The 14,471-nt window shown below is 72.6% G+C and carries 17 protein-coding genes; 9 read left to right on the top strand and 8 right to left on the bottom strand.

Annotated features, from left to right (window positions below; translation table 11 throughout):
- Positions 1-110 precede the first annotated feature (110 nt).
- On the top strand, positions 111-683 hold the full coding sequence (locus ACFUUZ_RS12295) for a methyltransferase domain-containing protein (protein WP_378695334.1): 573 nt from the start codon (positions 111-113) through the stop codon (positions 681-683).
- 190 nt (positions 684-873) lie between these two features.
- Here ACFUUZ_RS12295 and glgA read toward each other — a convergent pair whose 3' ends face one another.
- The gene (gene glgA, locus ACFUUZ_RS12290) at positions 874-2,037 is read right to left on the bottom strand and encodes a glycogen synthase (protein ID WP_378695348.1); all 1,164 of its coding nucleotides are present in this window, start codon (positions 2,035-2,037) and stop codon (positions 874-876) included.
- 137 nt (positions 2,038-2,174) lie between these two features.
- Here glgA and glgC point away from each other — a divergent pair, with 137 nt between their 5' ends.
- Positions 2,175-3,389: a glucose-1-phosphate adenylyltransferase gene (gene glgC, locus ACFUUZ_RS12285; protein WP_378695332.1), complete on the top strand. Its 1,215-nt coding sequence runs from the start codon at positions 2,175-2,177 to the stop codon at positions 3,387-3,389.
- Positions 3,390-3,403: 14 nt separating this feature from the next.
- Here the strand turns inward: glgC and ACFUUZ_RS12280 are convergent, their stop codons facing one another.
- Both ACFUUZ_RS12280 and ACFUUZ_RS12275 read right to left on the bottom strand, forming a co-directional pair.
- Entirely contained in the window at positions 3,404-3,649 is a 246-nt protein-coding gene (locus ACFUUZ_RS12280; RefSeq protein WP_378695330.1) for a hypothetical protein, read from the bottom strand.
- Between the two features lie 84 nt (positions 3,650-3,733).
- The gene (locus ACFUUZ_RS12275) at positions 3,734-4,372 is read right to left on the bottom strand and encodes an O-methyltransferase (RefSeq protein ID WP_378695328.1); all 639 of its coding nucleotides are present in this window, start codon (positions 4,370-4,372) and stop codon (positions 3,734-3,736) included.
- A gap of 234 nt (positions 4,373-4,606) precedes the next feature.
- On the opposite strand from ACFUUZ_RS12275, the gene sigE reads away from it, so the two are divergent.
- The 7 genes from sigE (at position 4,607) to ACFUUZ_RS12240 (ending at position 9,468) form a co-directional block, all read left to right on the top strand.
- A complete protein-coding gene (gene sigE, locus ACFUUZ_RS12270) occupies positions 4,607-5,281 on the top strand; it encodes an RNA polymerase sigma factor SigE (protein WP_378695326.1) in 675 nt (224 codons plus the stop codon).
- A gap of 62 nt (positions 5,282-5,343) precedes the next feature.
- The gene (locus tag ACFUUZ_RS12265) at positions 5,344-5,715 is read left to right on the top strand and encodes a zf-HC2 domain-containing protein (protein ID WP_378695324.1); all 372 of its coding nucleotides are present in this window, start codon (positions 5,344-5,346) and stop codon (positions 5,713-5,715) included.
- A 10-nt stretch (positions 5,716-5,725) separates the two neighbouring features.
- Positions 5,726-7,255, top strand: coding sequence for a trypsin-like peptidase domain-containing protein (locus ACFUUZ_RS12260; RefSeq protein ID WP_378695322.1), 1,530 nt, complete (start codon positions 5,726-5,728; stop codon positions 7,253-7,255).
- Positions 7,256-7,289: 34 nt separating this feature from the next.
- Positions 7,290-7,724 (top strand): Sec-independent protein translocase protein TatB, encoded by a 435-nt coding sequence (gene tatB, locus ACFUUZ_RS12255; protein WP_378695320.1) that lies wholly within the window; start codon positions 7,290-7,292, stop codon positions 7,722-7,724.
- A gap of 74 nt (positions 7,725-7,798) precedes the next feature.
- Positions 7,799-8,650, top strand: coding sequence for a hypothetical protein (locus ACFUUZ_RS12250; RefSeq protein ID WP_378695319.1), 852 nt, complete (start codon positions 7,799-7,801; stop codon positions 8,648-8,650).
- Positions 8,651-8,767: 117 nt separating this feature from the next.
- Entirely contained in the window at positions 8,768-9,289 is a 522-nt protein-coding gene (locus tag ACFUUZ_RS12245) for a hypothetical protein (RefSeq protein ID WP_378695317.1), read from the top strand.
- Positions 9,286-9,468, top strand: coding sequence for a hypothetical protein (locus ACFUUZ_RS12240; RefSeq protein WP_378695315.1), 183 nt, complete (start codon positions 9,286-9,288; stop codon positions 9,466-9,468). Before ACFUUZ_RS12245 ends, ACFUUZ_RS12240 begins: the two co-directional genes overlap by 4 nt.
- A gap of 6 nt (positions 9,469-9,474) precedes the next feature.
- Here the strand turns inward: ACFUUZ_RS12240 and ACFUUZ_RS12235 are convergent, their stop codons facing one another.
- The 5 genes from ACFUUZ_RS12235 to ACFUUZ_RS12215 are packed head-to-tail and all read right to left on the bottom strand — an operon-like array spanning position 9,475 to position 14,459.
- The gene (locus ACFUUZ_RS12235) at positions 9,475-10,413 is read right to left on the bottom strand and encodes a glucosyl-3-phosphoglycerate synthase (RefSeq protein ID WP_378695313.1); all 939 of its coding nucleotides are present in this window, start codon (positions 10,411-10,413) and stop codon (positions 9,475-9,477) included.
- Positions 10,410-11,294, bottom strand: a complete 885-nt coding sequence (gene folP / locus ACFUUZ_RS12230; protein ID WP_378695311.1) for a dihydropteroate synthase — start codon at positions 11,292-11,294, stop codon at positions 10,410-10,412. The genes ACFUUZ_RS12235 and folP overlap by 4 nt, the downstream gene beginning before the upstream one ends.
- Positions 11,295-11,341: 47 nt before the next feature.
- Positions 11,342-13,096 carry a long-chain-acyl-CoA synthetase gene (locus ACFUUZ_RS12225; RefSeq protein WP_378695309.1) on the bottom strand — a complete coding sequence of 585 codons (1,755 nt, stop codon included), beginning with the start codon at positions 13,094-13,096 and terminating at the stop codon, positions 11,342-11,344.
- 11 nt (positions 13,097-13,107) lie between these two features.
- Positions 13,108-13,668 carry a TIGR00730 family Rossman fold protein gene (locus tag ACFUUZ_RS12220; protein WP_378695307.1) on the bottom strand — a complete coding sequence of 187 codons (561 nt, stop codon included), beginning with the start codon at positions 13,666-13,668 and terminating at the stop codon, positions 13,108-13,110.
- Complete coding sequence (locus ACFUUZ_RS12215) at positions 13,662-14,459, bottom strand: TIGR00730 family Rossman fold protein (protein WP_378695305.1); 798 nt, start codon at positions 14,457-14,459, stop codon at positions 13,662-13,664. Before ACFUUZ_RS12215 ends, ACFUUZ_RS12220 begins: the two co-directional genes overlap by 7 nt.
- Positions 14,460-14,471 lie beyond the last annotated feature (12 nt).

Genomic DNA, 14,471 nt, shown 5'->3' with positions numbered 1-14,471 from the left:
TTTTTAAACCCCCCGCGCCCCGCGCCGTTCCCTTTCCCCCCCCCGGTGTAATTCCCCCCCGGGCCCCGGGGGCGCCCCCCCCCCCCGCCCCGCCTCCGGAGGGAAACGGTGTGCTGCTCGAAATCGGGGCGGGGAACGGCTACTTTCTCGGCGCGGCGCTCGATGCCGCGCCCGGTGCCCGCGGTATCGCGCTCGACATCGCCAAGCCCGCCGCGCGCCGCGCCGCCCGCGCCCACCCGCGCGCCGCGGCGGTTCTCGCCGACGTCTGGCGCGGCCTCCCGCTCCGCCCCGCGGTGCTGGACACCGTGCTCACCGTCTTCGCGCCGCGCAACCCGGCCGAGGTGGCGCGGGTGCTCGCCCCCGAGGGGCGCTTCGTCGTCGCCACCCCCACCGAGCGGCACCTCGCCGAGCTCATCGCCCCGCTCGGGCTGGTCCGGGTCGACCCGGACAAGGAACGCAAGCTCGAGGCCGCGCTGGAAGCCGATTTCTCGGCGCTCGGCGCCGAACTCGTCGAGTACCCCATGGCGCTCACCCGCGCCGACGCCGCGCTCCTGGTGCACATGGGCCCGTCGGCCTTCCACGCGGGCGCCGATACCGCCGCGCAGCTCGCGGCGCTCCCCGATCGACTCCGGGTCACCGCCTCCGTCCGCATCGGCACCTACTCCCCGCGCACCCCGGCCTGAACGCCCCCGCCCCGATCACGGGGCAGTGCACCGGGGCGGCGCGGCTCGCACTTTCCGCGGACCGCGCGTGCCCGCGCTCGTCAGCCCGGCGGCAACGCCGCCCCGCGGCAGGACGGGATCTCGCGCGCGAGCGCACCCGCGCGGCGACGCGGAAACCCGCGGCAGAGCGGCACCGCAGGCGCGTGCCGCCTCAGCGCACCGAGCGGTAGACCGCCTCGGTCTGCTCGGCGATCCGCGCCCAGTCGAACTCGGCGATGGCCCGCTCGCGCCCGGCGGCGCCGTACCGCGCCGCCAACTCCGGATCCGCAGCCACCCGGTTCACCGCCTCCGCCAGCCCGCGCTCGTAGTCGGCGGCGGCCGCGGGGTCGTAGTGCACCAGGTTCCCGGTCTCCCCCTCGACCACCACCTCGGGAATCCCGCCGACGTCCGAGGCGACGACGGCGGTCCCCGCCGCCATCGCCTCCAGGTTCACGATGCCGAGCGGCTCGTACACCGACGGGCAGACGAAGACCGCGGCGGCGGCGAGGATCTGCCGGATCTGCTCGGTCGGCAGCATCTCGCGCACCCAGAAGATCCCGCTGCGCCGCTCGCGCAGCTCGGCGACGGCCGCCGTCACCTCGGCCTCCAGCTCGGGCGTGTCCGGCGCCCCCGCGCAGAGCACCAGCTGGATCTCCGGGTCGAACGCGCGGGCGGCGGCGAGCAGGTGCCCGACCCCCTTCTGCCTGGTAATCCGCCCGACGAAGGCGACGATCGGCCGGTCCCGCCGCACCCCGAGCTCTGCCAAGACCTGCGGCGCCCCGGCCGCGGGCTCGCCCGGGTGCCACAGCGTCGCGTCGATCCCGTTGCGCACCACGTGCACCCGGCCCGCGTCGAGCGCCGGGTAGGCGTCGAGCACGTCGTGCCGCATGCCGTCGCTGACCGCGATCACCGCGTCCGCCAGCTCGACGGCGTTCCGCTCGGACCACGAGGAGAGCCGGTACCCGCCGCCGAGCTGCTCGGCCTTCCACGGCCGCCGCGGCTCCAGCGAGTGCGCGGTGAGCACGTGCGGGATGCCGTAGAGCGTGGCCGCGAGGTGCCCGGCCAGCCCGGTGTACCAGGTGTGCGAGTGCACCACGTCGAAGCCGTCGACGGCGCCCGCCATCCGCACCTGGGTGGAGATCATCCGCAGCGCGGCATTGGCGCCTGCCAGCTCCGGATCGGGATCGTGCACAACGGCATCGGCCCGCGGGGCCCCCATGCAGTGCACGGTGACCTCGCACAATCGGCGCAGCCGCGCGGTCAGCTCGGTCACGTGCACACCGGCGCCGCCGTACACCTCGGGGGGGTACTCCCGAGTCATCATCGCGACCCGCAGCCGCGGGTCGGGGTGCTCCTGCCCGTCGGAGCGCGCTGCCGAGCGTTCGCCGTCCGTGCCGAAACTCACCGGTCCAAACTTAGACGCTGCTGCCCGCCCGGGCCACTCGCCCGGCGGCGACACGGTAGTTTGGGAATGTGAGGAGCCAGCCGCACGTACTCGGGATCGTGCTCGCCGGTGGCGAGGGCAAGCGACTATTTCCCCTCACCGCGGATCGTGCCAAACCGGCCGTTCCGTTCGGAGGGGCCTACCGACTCATCGACTTCGTGCTGAGCAACCTGGTGAACGCCGGGTTCCTCCGGCTCTGTGTGCTGACGCAGTACAAGTCGCACTCGCTGGACCGGCACATCTCGCAGACGTGGCGGCTCTCCGGCTTCGCCGGCGAGTACATCACGCCGGTGCCCGCCCAGCAGCGGCTCGGCCCGCGCTGGTATACCGGCAGCGCGGACGCGATCATGCAGTCGCTGAACCTGATCTACGACGAGGACCCGGAGTACATCGTGGTCTTCGGCGCCGACCACGTGTACCGGATGGACCCGGAGCAGATGGTCAGGCACCACATCGAATCCGGCGCGGGTGTCACCGTCGCGGGCATCAGGGTGCCGCGCAGCGAGGCGAGCGCCTTCGGTTGCATCGATTCCGACGAGTCCGGGCGGATCACCCAGTTCCTGGAGAAGCCCGCGCACCCGCCCGGCACCCCGGACGACCCCAACGTCACCTTCGCCTCCATGGGCAACTACGTCTTCACCACCAAGGTGCTGGTGGACACCATCAAGGCGGACGCGGAGAACTCCGACTCCGACCACGACATGGGCGGCGACATCATCCCGACCCTGGTCGCCTCCGGCGACGCGAGCGTCTACGACTTCGCCGACAACGAGGTCCCCGGCGCCACCGCCCGCGACCACGGCTACTGGCGCGACGTCGGGACCATCGACGCCTTCTACGACGCGCACATGGACCTGGTCTCGGTGCACCCGGTCTTCAACCTCTACAACCGGCACTGGCCGATCCGCGGCGCGGCGGAGAACCTTCCCCCCGCCAAGTTCGCGCAGGGCGGGCTGGCGCAGGAATCGATCGTCGGCGCGGGCAGCATCCTCTCCGCGGCCACCGTGCGCACCTCGGTGCTCAGCTCCAACGTCATGATCGACGACGGCGCCACGGTGGAGGGCTGCGTGCTCATGCCCGGCGTGCGGATCGGCAGGGGCGCCGTGGTGCGCCGGGCCATCCTGGACAAGAACGTCGTGGTCGGCGAGGGCGAGATCATCGGCGTCGACCTGGAGCGCGACCGCAACCGCTTCGCGGTGAGCAACGGCGGCGTCGTCACCGTCGGCAAGGGCGTCTGGGTCTAGGCCGTGTCCGGGCGCTACCGGCAGGCGAACGGGTAGCAGTTGCCCGGCTGGCTCGGGATCGTCGTGTTGGTGTGCGGCCGGTCGTCGGCATTGCCGCCGCCGAGCATGATCGCCAGCACGATGGCGATCACCACCACGACGAGCACGCCGATGAAGGCGCGGATCAGCCAGCGCTGCAGCCCGTCCCCGCCGCTGTTGGTGGCGGCGGCCTCCGTCGTCTCCACGGCGATGTAGGTGTTGCCGGTGCGTCCCCAGATCATGCTGCAGCCCCGATCTCGTTGCCTGGCCGTGTCTTTGCCAGTTTACGGCCGGAATACCCCGGCGCGGGTGCGGAAATCGCCGGATCAGCCTCGGCTGGCGCAGAGCAGGCCGTCGCCGACCGGGATCAGCACGCAGGTCAGCCGCGGGTCCTCGGCGACCGCGCGCAGCGCCGTCCGCACCGCGTGCGTGGTGGCGTCGCGCTGCGCCGGGTCCGGCACCCGGCCGCCGAGCAGCGCGTTGTTCAGCAGGATGGCGCCGCCGTCGCGGAGCAGCCGCACCCCCTCCTCGACGTACTGCGGGTACTCGATCGGCGCGGCGTCGACGAAGACCAGGTCGTAGGCGCCGTCGGCGAGCCGGGGCAGCACGTCGAGGGCGCGGCCGTTGATCAGCCGGGTGCGCCCGCTGGGGATGCCCGCGGTGCGGAACGCCTCCTTCGCGGCGCGCTGGTGCTCGGACTCCGGGTCGATGGTGGTGAGCGTGCCGTCCTCGCGCATGCCGTCCAGCAACCACAGCCCGCTGATGCCGGCCCCGGTGCCGACCTCCACCACGGTGCGGGCGGCGAGCAACTGGGCGTACATGCTCAGCAGCGCGCCCACCGACGGCGGCACCGGGGCCGCGCCGAGCTCGAGTGCCCGTTCGCGGGCGCCGTCGAGGATCTCGTCCTCCACGACCGAGTCCTCGACGTAGGCGAGGGTGCGCTCCAGGTTCGATGCCACGACCATGAGGCTAGTGCGGACCAGGCGGTACCGGGTTGCTCCACGCGGTCGCCAATTTTCTCAGCCCACCCTCAGCCTCTTTATATCCAGGGCATATGGCGGCAGGCCAGAGTGTGTAGCACGCGGAATCCGCCGGACGGTGAACGTGGGCGACGGGAACAACGATGTACCCGATGTCGGTTGTACCCGGCGCCTCACCCGCGGCGTTTACGGTCCCTAGTAGGAGGTAGCCCCATCCACATGGTCGATGCGGCGAGAGAATACGCCACCCTGCCGGAACTCCCCGAGCCGGGCGTCCTCGACGGCGCCGATCCGGTTGCCGAGGATTCGCCGGAAAACCTGACCGGAACCGCCGCCTTCGACGCGACCGGCGACCGCTCCGCCATGCCGAGCTGGGAGGAGCTGGTCCGCGAGCACGCCGACCGGGTCTACCGGCTGGCCTACCGCCTCTCCGGCGACGCCCAGGACGCCGAGGACCTCACCCAGGAGACCTTCATCCGGGTCTTCCGCTCGCTGCAGAGCTACCAGCCCGGCACCTTCGAGGGCTGGCTGCACCGCATCACCACCAACCTCTTCCTGGACATGGTGCGCAGGCGCAACCGGATCCGGATGGAGGCGCTGCCCGAGGACTACGACCGGGTGCCCGCCGTCGGCCCGACCCCGGAGGACGTCTACCACGACGCCAGGCTCGACCCCGACCTGCAGTCCGCGCTGGACTCGCTGGCGCCGGAGTTCCGCGCCGCGGTCGTGCTCTGTGACATCGAGGGGCTCTCCTACGAGGAGATCGGCGCGACGCTCGGCGTCAAGCTGGGTACCGTGCGCAGCCGGATCCACCGCGGGCGGCAGGCCATCCGGGACCACCTTGCGCATAATGGAGCACAGCAGCGGCAGCCCGCTGCCTCGACGATCGGGTGACCCGGCCGGTTCGGCGTCACCCCGCCGTGGTCGATGTCGATAGTCGGAAGGGTGAGCACCGAATGAGTGGCGACTCGAGCGCGTCCGGCCGTCCGCCCCGGTTCCACGCCACCGAGCACCTGGCCAGCGAAGCCGTCGCGGCCTATGTCGACGGCGAGCTGCGGATGAACGCCTACCTGCGCGCCGCCCAGCACCTCGCGGCCTGCCCCGAGTGCGCCGCCGAGGTGGACGCCCAGCAGCAGGCGCGGATCGCGCTGCGCCGCGCGGGCCAGGTCTCCGCCCCGCACGGGCTGCACGACAGCCTGAGCCGCATCCCGTTCGCCGAGCCGCAGCCGGGCGCCGCGCACCGGGAGAGCCGCCGTGACGAGGCGGTCTTCGGCTTCCTGTCGGAATCGTTCACCGCGACCCGGTGGACAACCTGGTGGCGCAAGTAGAGTTCACCGGGTGACCACCGAATCGACGAATTCCGGAGCGGCCGACACCTCGGATTCGGCGGCGAACCGGGGGAATCTGCGGCCGCCGGACGCCCCGGTGCTCGGCCCGCGCCCGGTCTACCGGCCCCACATCGATACGCACACCGCCTCCACCTTCCGCAGGCCGTCCGGGCTCAGCGGCTCCTTCGCCGCGCCCGACCAGGCCCGCGCCGCCGCGACCGGCCCCGAGCCGGTGCCGCACCGCCCGCCGGACACCGTGCTCGCCGAGGCATTCGGCAGGCCGGAGGGCTCCCGCGAGCTGCTGCAGCGCGACCCTGACGCCCCCGAGCGGGACGGCCGGATCGCGGGCCCGGAGGACCCGTGGCGCGACCCGGCGGCGGGCGCCAGGCTCGGCGCCCCGGCGCTGCCGACCCCGCAGCCGGAACCGCTGCCCGCCTCGGCGAAGCTGAGCGCGCGCGAGGTGCTCTTCGGCTCCAGGGTCGCGCCGCGCGCGCTGGCCGTGCTGGTCGCCGTCGCGCTGGCGATCGGGGTGCTCGGCGGGCTGGTCGGCAGGCTCACCGCCGAGACCGCCTCCACCCTGACCTCCCGCAAGGTCACCCTGGAGCAGGTCGAGGGCGGCGACGAGCCGCACGGCCAGATCGCCGCGGTGGCCGACGCGGTGCTGCCGTCGGTGGTCTCCATCCGGGTCACCGTCGGCGACAACGGCGCCACCGGCTCCGGCGTCGTGATCGACGGCGCCGGGTACGTGGTCACCAACAACCACGTGATCTCGATGGCCGCGCAGGACACCAGCGACCGCGCCGCCATCCAGGTCACCTTCAACGACGGCACCAGGGTGCCCGCCGAGATCGTCGGCCGGGACCCGAAGACCGACCTCGCCGTGCTCAAGGTGGAGGCGAACAACCTCACCGTCGCCCAGCTCGGCCGCTCGGACGAGGTGCAGGTCGGCGACGACGTGCTCGCCGTCGGCTCGCCGCTCGGGCTGAGCAAGACCGTCACCTCCGGCATCGTCAGCGCGCTGCACCGCCCGGTGAAGCTCGCGGGCGAGGGCAGCGACACCAATGCCGTGATCGACGCGGTGCAGACCGACGCCTCGATCAACCCGGGCAACTCCGGCGGCGCGCTGGTGGACATGCAGGGCCGGGTGGTCGGCATCAACTCCGCCATCCGCTCGGAGACCGGCGGCTCGGTCGGGCTCGGCTTCGCCATCCCGGTGGACGTGATGACCGAGGTCGCGCAGACGCTGATCCGGGACGGCATCATGCACCACCCGATGATCGGGGTCAGCGCCAACACCAGGCAGGTCGCGAACGAGGTGATGAGCGGCGCCGCGGTGGCCGACGTACAGCCGGACGGCCCGGCCGCGAAGGCGGGCATCGTGGAGGGCGACGTCATCGTCAAGGTCGGCGACCGCGAGGTCACCGGGCCGGACGAGCTGGTGGTCGCGGTGCAGATGCGCGACATCGGGGAGACCGTGACCGTCACGCTGATCCGGGACGGCAGGCAGGTCGACGTTCCGGTCACGCTGCAATCCGACTGACCGGTCGGCCGCACTCGGAGGGTAACCTGGAGCGGTGTTCAGCAATATCGGCTGGGGCGAGTTCATCGTGCTGATCGTCGCCGCCCTCGTGATCCTCGGTCCGGAGCGGCTGCCCGGCGCCGTGCGCTGGACCACGCGCAGCCTCCGGCAGGTGCGTGACTACGCCAGCGGCGCCACCTCGCAACTCCGGGAGGAACTCGGCCCGGAATTCGACGATCTGCGCAAGCCGCTCGCGGACCTGAACGAGCTGCGCGGAATGACCCCGCGGTCGATGGTCACCAAGCACCTGCTGAACGGCGACGAGTCGATCTTCCGGGACATCGAACGGGCCGTTCCGGACAAGAACGAGCTGTTCGGCACGGGTGGCGCCATGCCGGACTACCCGAAACCGACCGGTCCGAGCCTGACCAAGAACGACAAACCGTTGGGGCACAACGAGCGTCCGCCGATCGACACCGACGCCACCTGATCACCCCGCTGACCGGCCGGGAAGCGTCAAGCAGGCTAGACGCAGGATGCTGGTCATCTGTCTAGACTCCGCATATGTCGGCCGATGACGTGGCACGGGTCTTTGCGATCGAGGACAAGGTCGATCGACTCAAGGCGGCGACCGAGGGAGTGGCGGCGGCCCAGCAGACTATCAACGAGCTCACCCGGATCCGCCGTGCGGTGATCCGCGAGTTGCACGACGAGGGCTGGACGTTCGCGAGAATCGGTGCCGCCGCGGGTCTTTCCCGGGCCAGGATCCACCAGGTGAGTACCCAGGGCCCCGCGCCCGAGGGGTTGTTCTTCGGGCACGGGGCCTTGCGCGTGCTCGTCCCCGAGGTCAGGGCGGGGCGGGTGCTCGGCGCGCCGGACCCGGCGGCCGCGCAGCGGCTCGCGGAGCTGCTGCGGCAGCTGGGTTTCGCCGTGGTGGTGGAGAATTTCCTGCCCGGGCGCCCGCTGGACCTGAACCGGGACGGGCTGATCGTGCTCGGCGGCCCCGAGCTCTCCCCCAGCCTGCGCCAGCTGGTGACCGCCGATCCGCGGTTGCGGCGCACCATCACCAGGGCGGGCGATGCCAGGCGCGGGATCGAGGACCGCGCGGCCCGGCGGGTCTACCGCCCCGGCGGGCCGGAGCCGCACGACATCGCCTACCTGGCCCGGCTACCGCGGCCGGACGGACGCGGCACGATCCTGGTGATCGATGGGCTGCACCCGCCCGGCTCGCTGGGCGCGGTCCGGCTGCTCGCCACCCGGCTCGCGACGCTGCACGAGCGGGCAGCCGGACACCTGTTCTCGGTGCTCATCGCGGTGAAATACGAACGGGCGACCGGGGAGCCGGTCGATGCCGACCTGCTCACCCCGGTCTACCGGCACGATGCGGAGCCGCGCCCGGTTCGCGCCCGCCGCTGACCCGGCCATACCCGCCCCGCTCGGATGTGTTGGAGTTCACCGCCGCTTCCGGCCCACCTTTCCTGCATTCATGCTTGAATTGCTGGTCGATAACTGATGCGCAGTAAGGTGATCTCCGTGGTGGCGACCTCCGACGACGACGGGTTCCGCATCCCGGCCGTGGAGCGCGCGGCGGTCGCGCTGGTCACCCACCGGATGACCTACAGCGACCGGCTGCGCGTCTTCTTCGGCCCGGACGAGGCGGTGGCGCGGTACCTGCGCCCGCTGCGCGGGCTCGACGGCAGGCGCCGCTACGCGCTGAACCTGGCCCGGCTGCCGATGCCGTTGGCCGCCACCGGGATCACGCTCGCCGACAGCACCGCCTTCGGCGGCAACTTCGTGCAGTGCGCGGGCGCCGCGGAGGCGCTCACCATCGAGCTGTGCCGCACCGGCGGGGGCGGGCCGCCGCGGCACTACGTGCTCGGGCTGCCCGGCGCGCGGGTCGGGTCGCCCGGCGTCGCCATTCCGTGCGGCCCGGCCGAGCGGTACGTGCACCCGGACGAGGTGTTCACCGCCGCGCACGCCGCGCAGGTCTTCACCGAGTACTTCCGCAGCGGCGACGTGCCCGCGGGCTTCCAGCTGCGCGGGAGCGGGCGGTGAGCGAGGCCGCCTTCGTCCTGCTCGCCCTGGCGATCTCGGCGCTCGCGCTCGGCACCGCGCTGGTCCTGCGGCTGCGCCGCCCGCGCGAGAACGAGCAGGTCACCGTCGACGAACTCCGCGCCAGGATCGCCGCCGAATCGGAGCCACCCGACGAGCGGCCCGATTCGACGGACGGATAACGCGATTCAGGCCGCGACCTCGGCGGGGCGCAGCGTGTTCATCGGCGGGCGGTCGGTGAGCGAGACGTGCGTGCTGTGCGCGGTGAACTCGTCCCCGACGAGCGGGAACTGGGTGAGCGCCGCGCCGGAGTCGTCGATCCCGCAGCGCCCGAGCACGGTGCCCAGGATCTGCCGCGACATCACGCCGAGATCGGAGAGCGGCCGGTTGCGGTGCGTCCGCACGCCGAGGTTGACCTGCCCGATGGCGTGCAGCCCGAGCCGGTCGTAGGTGTCGAGCAGCAGCCCGATCTCGACGCCGTAGCCGGGCGCGAACGGCACCGAGGTGAGCAGCTCCCTGGTCCCGGCGTACTCGCCGCCGAGCGGCTGCAGCACCTGCGCGAGCCCCGGCCGCAGCGCGGCGAGCAGCGGCCGCGCCACCAGCTCGGTGACCCGCCCCCCGCCGGTGGCGTCCACGCTGGCGCCCTGCCGCAGCGGCCGCCGGTAGTACGCCTTGGTCAGGTGCAGGTCGGGAACGGTGAGCAGCGGCCCGAGCAGCCGCGGCACGAAGGACGGGTCCGGGTCGATGAGGTCGGAGTCGACGAAGGCAATCAGGTCGCCCCCGGTGGCCGCGAGCGAGCGCCACAGCACCTCGCCCTTGCCAGGCACCGGCTCCAGCTCGGGGACCGCCTGTTCCCGGCTCACCACCCTGGCCCCGGCGGCGCGGGCGCGCACGGCGGTGGCGTCGGTGGAGCCGGAGTCGAGCACGACCAGCTCGTCCACCAGCGTGCCGAGCAGCGGCCGGATGCTGGCCACCACGTCGGCGACGGTCTCTTCCTCGTTCAGCGCGGGCAGCACCACGGAGACCGTGCGCCCGTCCTTGGCGTCGACCAGTTCGTCGACGGTCCAGTCGGGGGCGTCCCAGGTGTGGGTGTTCGCCCAGGTGTGCTCGCGATAGCGGTTCGTCATACCAGTCCTCGCAATGTTCGCGCCGGTGGCCGGATGCCCTGGATCGCCGCGGTCATGTCCACGACCCGTCGGGTAGCGGCGACCTCGTGGACCCGGAAGACTCGGGCGCCCTGTGCCGCCGACAACGCCGTCGCCGCCAATGTGCCCTCCAGCCGTTCGGATAGTCCGACACCAAGAGTCTCCCCGATGAAATCCTTGTTGCTCAGCGCCATCAGGACAGGCCATCCGGTCTTTACAAGAATGTCCACTCCGCGCAACAGAGCGAGCCCGTGGTAGGTGTTCTTCCCGAAATCGTGGGTCGGATCGATGAGAATTCCGTCCCGGCGCACCCCCGCGGCGAGCGCCGCCTCGGCCGCCGCGGTCACCACCGCGGTCACCTCCGCCACCACGTCGGTGTAGCGCACCCGGAACGGCCTCGTCCGCGGGATCGCGCCGCCGGTGTGGCTGCAGACGATGCCCATGCCGCGCTCGGCGGCCACCGCGACGAGGTCGGGGTCGGCGCCCGCCCAGGTGTCGTTCACCAGGTCGGCGCCCTCCTTGCCCGCCGCCGCCGCGACCTCGGCGCGCCAGGTGTCCACGCTGATCAGCAGCTCGGGGTAGCGGGCCCGGATGGCGGCGACGAAGGGCAGCACCCGGCGGCTCTCCTCGGCGGCGTCCACCTCGGCGCCGGGCCCGGCCTTGACCCCGCCGATGTCGACCAGGTCGGCGCCCTCGTCCACCGCGCGGGCGACGGCGTCCATGGCGGCGGCGTCGGTGAAGGTGGCGCCGCGGTCGTAGAAGGAGTCCGGGGTGCGGTTGACGATGGCCATGACCAGGGCCCGATCCGTCGCGACCGGCCTGCCGCAGAGGGTGGGCGGCGGGGCCGCGGCGGGGCTGATCATGCTCCGACTGTACCGACGGGGGTGGCGACCGGTCGGTGGTGTCCGGATCAGCCGCGCGGGGCCCGGCCCGCGGCGACCTCGGCCGGGTAGTCGTCGCGGAATGGCACGTAACCCGCCTCCCGGCCGTCGAGCACGTACAGCTCCCCCGCGACCTCCGGGTCGAAGCCCTGCTTCCGCAGCTCCACCTTGCGGCTCTTGAACGTCGAGGTCTGCTCCAGCTCGTCCACCACCCGGACGAACAGCGGCCGCGCGTACGCGGGCAGCCGGTCGTACACCAGCCGGGCCAGCGCGGCGCCGTCGAACTCGGCGTCCGGCCGCAGCACCACCGCGGCCATCCCGGCTTTGCCGTCCGCCCCCGGCACCTCGACGCCGTACACGACGGCCTGCGCCAGCTCAGGCGCCGCGCTCAGCGCGCCCTCCACCTCGGTGGTCGCCACGTTCTCGCCCTTCCAGCGGAAGGTGTCGCCGACCCGGTCCACGAAGGCGATGTGGAACCAGCCCTGGTCGCGCACCAGGTCGCCGGTGTCGAACCAGACGTCCCCGCGGCGGAAGCCGTCGCGCACCAGCTTGGCCTCGCCCGCCTTCGGGTCGGTGTACCCGTCGAACGGGGTGAGCCGGGTGACCTTGGCGAGCAGCAGCCCGGCCTCCCCGCTGCGCACCCGGCGCAGCTTCCCGTCCCGGCCGCGGCGCGGCTTCCCCGCCTCCTCGTCGTACTCGACCACGGCGTACGGCAGCGGCCCGAACCCGGCGGTGCGCGGCACCCCGAACCCGTTCACGAAGGCGATATTGCCCTCGCTGGCGCCGTAGAACTCGACGATCCGCCCGACCCGGAAGCGGCGCTGGAAGTCGTCCCAGAGCTCGGGCCGCAGCCCGTTCCCGACGGCGATCCGCACCCGGTGCCCGCGATCCTGCGGCCGCTCCGGCTGGTTGAGCAGGTACCGGCACAGCTCGCCGATGTAGACGAAGGCGGTGGCCCGCTCCCGGATCACCTCGTCCCAGAACCGGGAGACCGAGAAGTTCCGCCCGAGCGCCAGCGTCGCGCCCGCGGCGAGCACCGAGGAGAGCGCGACCGTGAGCGCGTTGTTGTGGTAGAGCGGCAGGCAGCAGTAGAGCGTGTCCGAGCCGCGCAGCCGCACCCCGAACCCGCCGAGCCCGGACATCGCCCTGCTCCAGCGCAGGTGCGTCATGACGCTGGCCTTCGGCATGCCGGTGGTGCCCGAGGTGAAGATCAGGAAGGCGCGCTCGCTCCCGCGCACCCGCGCGCAGGCGGCCGGGTCACGTGGGTCGGCACTGCGCGCCCGCTCGGCCAGCTCCTCCGCCGGGAGCAGGTTGCCGGGCCGCTCGTCCAGCGAGTCCAGCGCCTCCGCGCACTCCGCCCCCGCGACCAGCACCCGGCTCTCCAGCAGCCCGATGCTGTGCGCGAGCACCTCGCCGCGCTGGTGGTGGTTGAGCAGCCCGGCGGTGGCGCCGAGCTTGACCGTGGCGAGCACCGCGAAGAGCGCCTCCGGCCGGTTCTGCAGCAGGATCCCGACCACATCGCCGCGGCGCACCCCCGCCGCGGTGAGCACCGCCGCGTACCGGTTGACCTCGGCATTGGCCTCGCGGTAGGTGAAGGCCGCGCCCTCGAAGCGCAGGAACACCCGGTCCGGCACGCGGTGCGCGACCTGCTGGAAGGCGTACCCGACCGAGCGCCCGCCGGTCAGCAGCCCGACGGCATTGCGCAGCATGGCCGGTGCGTCCGGCACCATGCCGGGCAGCCGGGTGACGATGTCGAGCAGGCCGACCGTCGACGGGGCGCTCATGGGTTCTCCTCTCAGGCCCGCGCGGCCTCCAGCGCCGCGAAGGCGGACGGCAGGTCGGGGGCGACCACCACCCGGTCCAGCGCCGCCGCGGTGACGAAGCCGCGGTCGCGCAGCACCGCGATCCAGTCCAGCAGCCCGGCGTAGAAGCCGTCGGCGTCCAGCAGCACCACCGGCTTGCCGTGCTCGCCGAGGTAGCCGCCGGTCCAGGTCTCGAAGAACTCCTCCAGCGTGCCGATGCCGCCGGGCAGCGTGAGGAAGGCGTCCGCGCGCTGCTCCATGACCTGCTTGCGCTGCCGCATGGTGTCGGTGACGATCAGCTCGTCGGAGTCCACGTCGGCGACCTCCTGGTGCACCAGGTGCTTCGGGATGACGCCGAGCGTGTGCGCGCCGCCCGCCCGCGCCGCGGTGGCGACCGCCCCCATCATGGAGACGTGCCCGCCGCCGGAGACCAATCGCCAACCCCGCCGCGCGATCTCGGTGCCGACGCGGGCCGCGAGCCGCACGTGCTCCGGGTCGGTGGTGCTGGCCGAGCAGTACACACAGACCGCATACCCGCCGGGAGCGGTCACCATTCGTCCTCGGTGCCGAGGGTGTCGGTGCCGAGCGCGCCGCCGGAGGTGCGGATGATCTCCACCACCTCGGCGACGTCGTCGGTGACGTAGAGCAGGTCGACATCCTCCGGCGAGATCTTCCCCGAGCCTGCCAGCGAGTCCCGAATCCAGTTCACCAGCCCGCCCCAGTACCTGGTGCCGAAGAGCACGATCGGGAACCGGGTGATCTTGCGGGTCTGGACCAGGGTGAGCGCCTCGAAGAGCTCGTCCAGGGTGCCGAAACCGCCGGGCAGGCAGACGAAGGCCTGCGAGTACTTCACGAACATGGTCTTGCGCACGAAGAAGTAGCGGAAGTTGATGCCGAGGTCGACCCACTCGTTCAACCCCTGCTCGAAGGGGAGCTCGATGCCGAGCCCGATCGAGTAGCCGCCCGCCTCGCAGGCGCCGCGGTTCGCCGCCGCCATGGCGCCCGGCCCGCCGCCGGTGATCACCGCGTACCCCGCCTCCGCCAGCGCGGCGCCGATCGCCAACCCGGCCTGGTACTCCGGGTGCTCCTCGCCGGTGCGCGCCGAGCCGAAGACGGTGACCGCGCGCGGCACCTCGGCGAGCGCGCCGAACCCCTCCACGAACTCGGACTGGATGCGCAGCACCCGCCACGGGTCGGTGTGTACCCAGTCCGAATCACCGCGCTGGTCGAGCAGGTTGCGGTCGGCGGTGCTGTTGTCCCGGCGCGCCCGGCGGAAGACCAGCGGCCCGCGGAACTTGGTGGTCGGTCTGCGCTGGGCGTCGGCGGCTTCGGCGTCGGTGGACATGCGGCCAACGCT

The organism is Nocardia sp. NPDC057353 (assembly GCF_042667085.1).
Classification (GTDB): Bacteria; Actinomycetota; Actinomycetes; order Mycobacteriales; family Mycobacteriaceae; genus Nocardia.
The sequence above is the reverse complement of the archived record's forward strand: the minus strand, read 5'-3'. Positions and strand labels throughout refer to the sequence as shown.

Coding starts and splice junctions, on each gene's coding strand:
- ACFUUZ_RS12280 (WP_378695330.1), bottom strand. CDS start 3,649: ATGATCTGGGGACGCACCGGCAACACCTACATCGCCGTGGAGACGACG.
- ACFUUZ_RS12275 (WP_378695328.1), bottom strand. CDS start 4,372: ATGGTCGTGGCATCGAACCTGGAGCGCACCCTCGCCTACGTCGAGGAC.
- sigE (WP_378695326.1), top strand. CDS start 4,607: ATGGTCGATGCGGCGAGAGAATACGCCACCCTGCCGGAACTCCCCGAG.
- ACFUUZ_RS12265 (WP_378695324.1), top strand. CDS start 5,344: ATGAGTGGCGACTCGAGCGCGTCCGGCCGTCCGCCCCGGTTCCACGCC.
- ACFUUZ_RS12250 (WP_378695319.1), top strand. CDS start 7,799: ATGTCGGCCGATGACGTGGCACGGGTCTTTGCGATCGAGGACAAGGTC.
- ACFUUZ_RS12235 (WP_378695313.1), bottom strand. CDS start 10,413: ATGACGAACCGCTATCGCGAGCACACCTGGGCGAACACCCACACCTGG.
- folP (WP_378695311.1), bottom strand. CDS start 11,294: ATGATCAGCCCCGCCGCGGCCCCGCCGCCCACCCTCTGCGGCAGGCCG.
- ACFUUZ_RS12225 (WP_378695309.1), bottom strand. CDS start 13,096: ATGAGCGCCCCGTCGACGGTCGGCCTGCTCGACATCGTCACCCGGCTG.
- ACFUUZ_RS12220 (WP_378695307.1), bottom strand. CDS start 13,668: ATGGTGACCGCTCCCGGCGGGTATGCGGTCTGTGTGTACTGCTCGGCC.
- ACFUUZ_RS12215 (WP_378695305.1), bottom strand. CDS start 14,459: ATGTCCACCGACGCCGAAGCCGCCGACGCCCAGCGCAGACCGACCACC.